The organism is Nocardioides sp. CFH 31398, assembly GCF_022436705.1.
Taxonomy (GTDB): Bacteria; Actinomycetota; Actinomycetes; order Propionibacteriales; family Nocardioidaceae; genus Nocardioides.
In genome coordinates this window covers 74,988-82,872 of sequence record NZ_JAKUHT010000029.1, presented here as the reverse complement: position 1 = coordinate 82,872, position 7,885 = coordinate 74,988, and the positions used below count along the sequence as shown (strand labels likewise).

Below are 7,885 nucleotides of genomic sequence, written 5' to 3'. Positions count from 1 at the left end.
GACGGCACCGCCCCCGCCGGGCGGCCCACCGCGGAGCCCGCGCCGGCGGAGGTCCCGACGTGAGCCGCCACCGCGCGACCCCGGCCTCCCTGCCGCGCCGGACCCGCCACCGCGCTGCCCTGGCGCTCGCCCTCGTCGCCGCGCTCGGCGTCGGGGTCGGGGGTGGGGGGACGTACGCGTTCTGGAACGACCGCGCCGACGTCGGGACGGGCTCGGTGAGCGCCGGCACGATGGACCTGCGCGTGGACGACCAGGCGGTCGGCCAGGGCGCCGGCTACACCAAGTCGTCGATCGCGTTCGCGAACCGGACCCCGGGGGAGTACGAGGCGTACAGCCTCACGCTCCGCAACGTCGGCGACCCCCCGGGCACGTACCGGCTGGAGGCGCTGCGGGGCGGCACCTGGACCTACCTCGACGACGCCGTCGTGGTGCAGGCCTACACGGGGAGCCCGGTCGAGGACACGACCTACCCGGTGCAGGACACCTGCTCGGGCGCGGCCCTCGGCCCGGAGCAGCTGCTCACCAGCACCTCCGCGTTCTCGCTGACGACCTCCGCGCGGTCCCTCGCCGCGGGGGCGCAGGAGTCGGTCTGCGTGCGCATCGGGATCTCGGTCAACGCCGGCAACGGCAACCAGGGCAAGACCGGCACGCTGCTGCTGCGCGCGACCTTGACCCAGGTGACCTGATGGTCCGGCGTCGCCCCGCGGTGGCCGCCACGCTGCTCGCCGGACTGCTGCTGCTCCTCCCCGGCCACGTCGCGGGCACCGCGGCGGTCTACACCGACGCCGCGGCCTCGACCACCGGCGAGGTCGGCGCGTCGACCGTCTTCGTGCCCCCGGCGGCGAACCCGGTGTCCTGCGTCGAGTCGGGACCGACGCTCAACCCGGGCGCGAGCGTCACCTTCACGACCGATCGCGTCGCGGAGCCGCCGCGCGGGGGCGTGCAGTACGTCCTGCGCGTCTACCGGGTCGACGTCACCCCCGCGACCAAGCTGGGTCCGGACTTCCTCATGAACGTCGGGCCGACGACGGCGACGCTCACCTTCGACGGGGGCGGGCTCACGCTCCTGCAGGACACGGCCTACCAGGCCCGGGTGACGACCCGGCTGACGGACTCCGCGCGCGAGTCGAGCCCCGCGCGGCTCCGCAACTTCCGCAACGGCGGCCTGCTCATCGCCAACTTCACCTGCGGCACCGGCACCTGAGCGCTCCCGTGCCCGCCGGGCGACCAGCGGCAGGTCGGTAGGATCGATCCTCGCGGAGGGGTCGGGCGGCCCCTGACCGTGCGCAGCGACGACGAAGGGACGAGCGATGTCAGGCCACTCCAAGTGGGCGACCACGAAGCACAAGAAGGCCGTCATCGACGCGCGGCGCAGCAAGATGAACACCAAGCTCGTGAAGAACATCGAGGTCGCGGCCCGGATGGGCGGCGGCGACCCCGCGGGCAACCCCACGCTGTACGACGCCATCCAGAAGGCGAAGAAGTCGTCGGTCACGAAGGACAACATCGAGCGCGCCGTGCAGCGCGGCTCCGGCGCCGAGGCGGGCGGGGCCGACTACCAGACGATCATGTACGAGGGCTACGGCCCTGGCGGCGTCGCGCTGCTGGTCGAGTGCCTGACGGACAACAAGAACCGGGCCGCCATGGAGGTCCGCACCGCGATGACCCGCAACGGCGGCACGCTCGCCGACCCGGGCTCGGTGTCCTTCCTCTTCCACCGCAAGGGCGTGGTCGTCGTCCCTCAGCAGCAGGAGGGGCGCACCCTCGCCGAGGACGACGTCCTCGAGGCCACGCTGGAGGCCGGCGCGGACGACATCAACGACCTGGGGGAGTCGTTCGAGGTCATCTCGGAGGCCACCGACCTGCTCGGCGTGCGGACCGCGCTGCAGGCGGCCGGCTTCGACTACGACTCCGCCGAGGCCTCCTTCGTCCCGGACTCGCAGGTCGAGCTCGACGCCGAGGTGGCGCCCAAGGTGTTCCGCCTCGTCGAGGCCCTCGAGGACCTGGACGACGTCCAGAACGTCTACGCGAACTTCGACGTCTCCGACGAGGTCATGGCGACCGTCGACGCCTGAGCCCCCGGCCGTCCCGCCGGGGCGTGTCGCGTGGGCGACGTCGGTGCCGGCCGCTAGCGTGTGCGAACAGGTGTTCGTACGGCGAGAGGTGGCCCATGCGCGTGCTCGGGATCGACCCCGGGCTGACCCGGTGCGGGGTCGGCGTCGTCGAGGGTGACGTGGGCCGGCCGCTGCGGCTCGTCGACGCCAACGTCATCAGGACCTCCGCGGGGGTGCCGATCGCGACCCGGCTCGTGACCATCGAGGCCGGGCTGGCGGAGTGGATCGAGGAGTTCCGCCCCGACGCCGTCGCGGTCGAGCGGGTCTTCGCGCGCTCCGACGTCTCGACCGTGATGGGCACCGCGCAGGCCAGCGGCCTCGCGCTGGTCGCGGCCGCGCGGCGGGGGATCGCCGTCGCGACACACACCCCCAGCGAGGTCAAGGCCGCCGTCTCCGGCAACGGCCGCGCCGACAAGGCCCAGGTCGGCCTGATGGTCGCCCGCATCCTGCGGCTGCCCGCCGCCCCGAAGCCCGCGGACGCGGCGGACGCCGTCGCGCTCGCGATCACCCACATCTGGCGCGGCGGCGCCCAGGCGCGGCTGGACGCCGCGCTGGCCCGCTCGGGAGGAGCACGATGATCAGCAGCGTCCGCGGCCCCGTCCTGGCCGTGACCCTGACCGGCGCGGTCGTCGAGGTCGGCGGCATCGGCCTCCACCTCGCCTGCACGCCGGGCACCCTGGCGGGGCTGCGGACCGGGCAGGAGGCCACGCTCGCGGCCTCGCTCGTCGTCCGGGAGGACTCCCTGACCCTGTTCGGCTTCGCGAGCGACGACGAGCGCGACTGCTTCGAGCTGGCGCAGACCGCCTCCGGCGTGGGTCCGAAGGTCGCCCAGGCGATGCTCGCCGTCCTCGGCCCCGACGAGCTGCGCCGGGCGATCGCCGCGGAGGACACCAAGCGCCTCACGGCGGTGCCGGGCATCGGGCAGAAGGGCGCCCAGCGGATCATCCTCGAGCTCAAGGACCGGATCGGTCCGCCCGTCGGTGCCGCCACCACGACCCCGGCCGGCCCGGCCGCGGGCTCCGCCGACGCCTGGCGCGGCCAGGTCCACCAGGGTCTCGTCGGCCTCGGCTGGTCGGCCAAGGAGGCGGACCGGGCGGTCGAGACGGTTGCCGACCAGGCCGGCCCGGTGCCCGACGTCGGGGCGCTGCTGCGAGCCGCGCTGCGCGCGCTGAGCAAGGCCTGACGTCGTGGATGCTGGCCCGGAGCACGGCCTGGACGACTACGAGGCCGTCGAGGCGACCCACCTGAGGTCGCTGGTCGCCGCCGACGCGGACGGCGACGAGCGCGCGGTCGAGGCCGCCCTGCGGCCCCGCTCGCTCGACGAGGTCGTGGGCCAGCACCGGGTCCGTGAGCAGCTCGGCCTGGTCCTCGAGGCCGCCCGTCGGCGCGGGAGGGCCCCGGACCACGTGCTGCTCTCGGGGCCGCCCGGCCTGGGCAAGACCACGCTGGCCATGATCATCGCGGCCGAGATGGGGGCGCCGCTCCGCATCACCAGCGGCCCGGCGCTGACCCACGCCGGCGACCTCGCGGCGATCCTGTCCGGGATGAACGAGGGCGACGTCCTCTTCGTCGACGAGATCCACCGCACCGCCCGGCCGGCGGAGGAGATGCTCTACGTCGCGATGGAGGACTTCCGCGTCGACGTCGTCATCGGCAAGGGCCCCGGCGCGACCGCGATCCCGCTCGAGATCCCCCCGTTCACCCTGGTCGGCGCGACGACCCGGGCGGGGCTGCTGCCGGGGCCGCTGCGGGACCGGTTCGGGTTCACCGCCCACCTCGAGTTCTACGAGCCCGCCGAGCTCGACCTCATCGTCCGTCGCTCGGCCGACCTGCTCGGGGTCGACGTGACCGGTGAGGGCACCGCCGAGATCGCGTCGCGCTCGCGCGGCACGCCGCGCATCGCCAACCGCCTGCTGCGCCGCGTGCGTGACTGGGCGCAGGTCCGAGCGGACGGTGTCGTCACGCCCGAGGCGGCCCGCGCGGCGCTCGACCTCTACGAGGTCGACGAGTCGGGGCTCGACCGTCTCGACCGCGGCGTCCTCGACGTCCTCTGCCGCCGCTTCGGCGGGGGCCCCGTGGGCGTCTCGACCCTCGCCGTCGCCGTGGGGGAGGAGCGCGAGACGGTGGAGGAGGTCGCCGAGCCGTTCCTGGTCCGGCAGGGCCTCCTCGCGCGCACCCCGCGCGGCCGCGTCGCCACCCCTGCGGCCTGGGCCCACCTCGGCCTCACCCCGCCGCCGGTCACCGGCGGCGACAGCACGCTCTTCGAGGGCTGACGCTCCCGGTCGCCGGCACACGGCCGGTCGAGCCGGCGGGGACCAGGTCGTGCGCGGGGCCCGAGGCCGCGTCGACCCGGGCCGGTGCTCCCGGGCCCGCGAGGCGATCTCGTGGCTCACCGGCGGAACCGACCACCTCGGACGGGGCGGTGACAGCCTCCTCCTAGACTCGGGTCGGTCCCACCCACCCGTGAAAGGTCTCCTCGTGGAGCAGCTGTCCGCCCTCCTTCCGATCATCGCGATCGTCGCGATCTTCTACCTGCTGGTGATCCGGCCGCAGTCCAAGCGCGCCAAGCAGCAGCGTGAGATGCAGGCGGCGCTGGGGGTGGGCTCCGAGGTCATGCTCACCTCCGGCATCTTCGGGACCCTCGTGGCCGTCGACGATCCCGAGCGCGTCGACGTCTCCATCGCCGACGGCGTCGTCGTCACGGTCGCGCGCGCCGCGATCGCCACGGTCGTCCCGGAGAGGACCCCGCTCGGCGACACCGCCGCGGACCCGGCCGTCGACACGACCGACGACACCCGCAAGGAGCTCTGAGTGAGCGACGCCCTGGAGCGCGCCCGCTCCGCCATGGAGCGGCTGGTGGTCGACGTCCCGGACTTCCCGACCGAGGGCGTGGTGTTCAAGGACATCACCCCGCTGCTGGCCGACCCGGCCGGTCTGGGCGACGTCGTCGAGGCACTCGCGGCCGCCGGCCGCGACGCCGACGGCACGACCACCGTCGACGCGGTCGTCGGCATGGAGGCCCGCGGCTTCCTGCTCGCCGCGCCCGTCGCGCTGGCCCTCGGGGTGCCGCTGGTGCCGGTCCGCAAGGCGGGCAAGCTGCCGCGCGAGACTTACTCCGTCTCCTACTCGCTGGAGTACGGCGAGGCCACCCTCGAGATCCACACCGACGCGCTGGGGGAGGGCGACCGCGTGCTGCTCGTGGACGACGTCCTCGCCACCGGGGGCACGCTGGCCGCCACGCGCGAGCTCGTCGAGCGCTGCGGCGCGCGGACGACGTCCGTCGCGATGCTCATGGAGCTCACGTTCCTGCCCGGTCGCGAGTCGCTGGGCGACATCCCGCTGACGAGCCTGCTCGCGGTCTGAGTCGCGTCGGGCACGGCCCTACACTGGAGGCGTGACCGACGACACCGGGCGCGCTCCCTCCGGGACCGCCACCGAGCCCCGGGTCGAGACGAGCCCGGCGGCGCCGCCGCCCGAGCCCCGTCCCGCACCCGAGCCGGTCACCTCCGCCCGCGGGATGCGCGCACGCCTGGCGCGGATCGGCACGCGCAGCAGCTCCGGTGACAACCCGGTGCTGGGGCCGCTGTTCAAGGCGGTCCGCACGCACCACCCCAAGGCGGACCTCGCCCTGCTCGAGCGCGCGTACACCACCGCGGAGCGCCTGCACTCGCACCAGTCGCGCAAGAGCGGGGACCCGTACATCACCCACCCGCTCGCGGTGACCACCATCCTCGCCGAGATCGGCATGACCGAGCCGACGCTCGTCGCCTCGCTCCTGCACGACACCGTCGAGGACACCGAGTACACCCTCGCCCAGCTGCGCGCCGACTTCGGCGACGAGGTCGCGCAGCTCGTGGACGGCGTCACCAAGCTCGACAAGGTCAAGTACGGCGACTCGGCCCAGGCCGAGACGCTGCGCAAGATGATCGTCGCGATGGCCCGCGACATCCGGGTGCTGGTCATCAAGCTCGCCGACCGGCTCCACAACATGCGGACGCTGCGCTACGTCAAGCCGGAGACGCAGGAGCGGAAGGCCCGCGAGACGCTCGACATCTACGCCCCCCTCGCGCACAGGCTGGGCATGAACACCCTGAAGTGGGAGCTCGAGGACCTCGCGTTCGCGACGCTCCACCCCAAGATCTACGACGAGATCGTGCGCCTGGTGGCCGAGCGGGCGCCGTCCCGCGACTCGTTCCTCGCCCAGGTCATCAGCGAGGTCGAGGCCGACCTCAAGGCCGCGGGCATCAAGGCCACCGTCACCGGCCGGCCCAAGCACTACTACTCGATCTACCAGAAGATGATCGTCGGCGGCCGCGAGTTCTCCGACATCTACGACCTGGTCGGCATCCGCGTCCTCGTCGAGCAGGACCGCGACTGCTACGCCGTGCTCGGCGTCCTGCACCACCGCTGGAACCCCGTCGTCGGCCGGTTCAAGGACTTCGTCGCGCTCCCGAAGTTCAACATGTACCAGTCGCTGCACACCACGGTGATCGGCCCCCAGGGCAAGCCCGTCGAGCTGCAGATCCGCACCTACGGCATGCACCGCCGGGCGGAGTACGGCGTCGCGGCGCACTGGAAGTACAAGGAGGACGGCCGCTCAGGTGCCGACACCGAGCGTCGCGGCGACCTGGACGACATGACCTGGGTCAAGCAGCTCCTCGACTGGCAGAGCGACGTCGAGGACCCGGGCGAGTTCCTGGAGTCCCTGCGCTTCGAGGTCAACCAGTCCGAGGTCTACGTCTTCACCCCCCGCGGCGACGTCATCGCCCTCCCGGCCGGCGCGACCCCCGTCGACTTCGCGTACGCCGTCCACACCGAGGTCGGCCACCACACGATCGGCGCCCGCGTGAACGGGCGGCTGGTCCCGCTGGAGTCGCAGCTGGAGAACGGCGACAACGTCGAGGTCTTCACGTCGAAGGCCGCGAACGCCGGCCCGTCGCGCGACTGGCTCGGCTTCGTCAAGTCACCCCGCGCCCGGTCGAAGATCCGGCAGTGGTTCACGAAGGAGCGCCGCGACGAGGCCATCGAGCGCGGCAAGGACCAGATCGCGCGGCTCATGCGCAAGGAGGGCCTGCCCCTCAAGCGCCTCATGTCCCACGAGACGCTGACCGAGGCGGCGACGCACTTCCACCTCTCCGACGTCACGTCGCTCTACGCCGCCGTCGGCGAGGCCAACCTCTCCGCGCAGGCCGTCGTACGCCGCGTCATCGAGCTCCACGGGGGCGACGCCGGCGCGGCCGAGGACCTCGCCGAGGCCGTCACCATCACGGGGCGCCGCGGGCGCTCCAAGGCCGCCGCCGCGGGCGACCCCGGCGTGATCGTCGCCGGCGCCCCCGACGTGTGGGTGAAGCTGGCGAAGTGCTGCACCCCGGTGCCGCCGGACCCCATCCTCGGCTTCGTCACGAAGGGCGGCGGGGTCTCGGTCCACCGCGGCGACTGCACCAACGCCCGGGAGCTGCAGTCCCACCCCGAGCGGCTGCTCGCCGTCGAGTGGGCGCCGACGGCGCAGTCGATGTTCCTGGTCAACATCCAGGTGGAGGCCCTCGACCGGGCCCGCCTGCTCTCGGACATCACCATGGCGCTGTCCGACGTCCACGTGAACATCCTGTCCGCGTCGCTGTCGACCACCCGCGACCGCGTGGCCAAGAGCCGCTTCACCTTCGAGATGGCCGACGCGAAGCACCTCGACTCGGTCCTCCGCGCGGTCCGCACCGTGCCCGGCGTCTTCGACGCCTACCGCGTGACCCAGTAGGTCGGTCGCCGAGGTCTCG

At 73.4% G+C, this 7,885-nt stretch carries 9 protein-coding genes; all 9 read left to right on the top strand.

From position 1 onward, the window contains the following. Positions 1–686, top strand: a 686-nt coding sequence (locus tag MJ876_RS19075; protein WP_240236659.1) for a TasA family protein, incomplete at its 5' end; no start/stop codon positions are given. Beyond that, positions 686–1,204, top strand: coding sequence for a hypothetical protein (locus MJ876_RS19070; protein WP_240236660.1), 519 nt, complete (start codon positions 686–688; stop codon positions 1,202–1,204). The genes MJ876_RS19075 and MJ876_RS19070, both read left to right, overlap by 1 nt. A 106-nt stretch (positions 1,205–1,310) precedes the next feature. Continuing rightward, positions 1,311–2,075: a YebC/PmpR family DNA-binding transcriptional regulator gene (locus MJ876_RS19065; RefSeq protein ID WP_240236661.1), complete on the top strand. Its 765-nt coding sequence runs from the start codon at positions 1,311–1,313 to the stop codon at positions 2,073–2,075. Between the two features lie 95 nt (positions 2,076–2,170). Continuing rightward, positions 2,171–2,692: a crossover junction endodeoxyribonuclease RuvC gene (gene ruvC / locus MJ876_RS19060; RefSeq protein ID WP_240236662.1), complete on the top strand. Its 522-nt coding sequence runs from the start codon at positions 2,171–2,173 to the stop codon at positions 2,690–2,692. Beyond that, a complete protein-coding gene (gene ruvA, locus MJ876_RS19055; RefSeq protein ID WP_240236663.1) occupies positions 2,689–3,297 on the top strand; it encodes a Holliday junction branch migration protein RuvA in 609 nt (202 codons plus the stop codon). The genes ruvC and ruvA overlap by 4 nt, the downstream gene beginning before the upstream one ends. 61 nt (positions 3,298–3,358) lie before the next feature. After that, the gene (gene ruvB, locus MJ876_RS19050; protein ID WP_374202473.1) at positions 3,359–4,387 is read left to right on the top strand and encodes a Holliday junction branch migration DNA helicase RuvB; all 1,029 of its coding nucleotides are present in this window, start codon (positions 3,359–3,361) and stop codon (positions 4,385–4,387) included. A 205-nt stretch (positions 4,388–4,592) separates the two neighbouring features. Beyond that, positions 4,593–4,925: a preprotein translocase subunit YajC gene (yajC, locus tag MJ876_RS19045; protein ID WP_240236664.1), complete on the top strand. Its 333-nt coding sequence runs from the start codon at positions 4,593–4,595 to the stop codon at positions 4,923–4,925. Positions 4,926–4,937: 12 nt separating this feature from the next. Next, complete coding sequence (locus tag MJ876_RS19040) at positions 4,938–5,477, top strand: adenine phosphoribosyltransferase (RefSeq protein ID WP_374202474.1); 540 nt, start codon at positions 4,938–4,940, stop codon at positions 5,475–5,477. Positions 5,478–5,508: 31 nt separating this feature from the next. Beyond that, entirely contained in the window at positions 5,509–7,866 is a 2,358-nt protein-coding gene (locus MJ876_RS19035) for a bifunctional (p)ppGpp synthetase/guanosine-3',5'-bis(diphosphate) 3'-pyrophosphohydrolase (RefSeq protein WP_374202470.1), read from the top strand. Positions 7,867–7,885: the final 19 nt, after the last annotated feature.

Bases quoted from the DNA above. Each gene is read 5' to 3' on its own strand.
- MJ876_RS19070 (WP_240236660.1), top strand. From the start codon at position 686: ATGGTCCGGCGTCGCCCCGCGGTGGCCGCCACGCTGCTCGCCGGACTG.
- MJ876_RS19065 (WP_240236661.1), top strand. From the start codon at position 1,311: ATGTCAGGCCACTCCAAGTGGGCGACCACGAAGCACAAGAAGGCCGTC.
- ruvC (WP_240236662.1), top strand. From the start codon at position 2,171: ATGCGCGTGCTCGGGATCGACCCCGGGCTGACCCGGTGCGGGGTCGGC.
- ruvA (WP_240236663.1), top strand. From the start codon at position 2,689: ATGATCAGCAGCGTCCGCGGCCCCGTCCTGGCCGTGACCCTGACCGGC.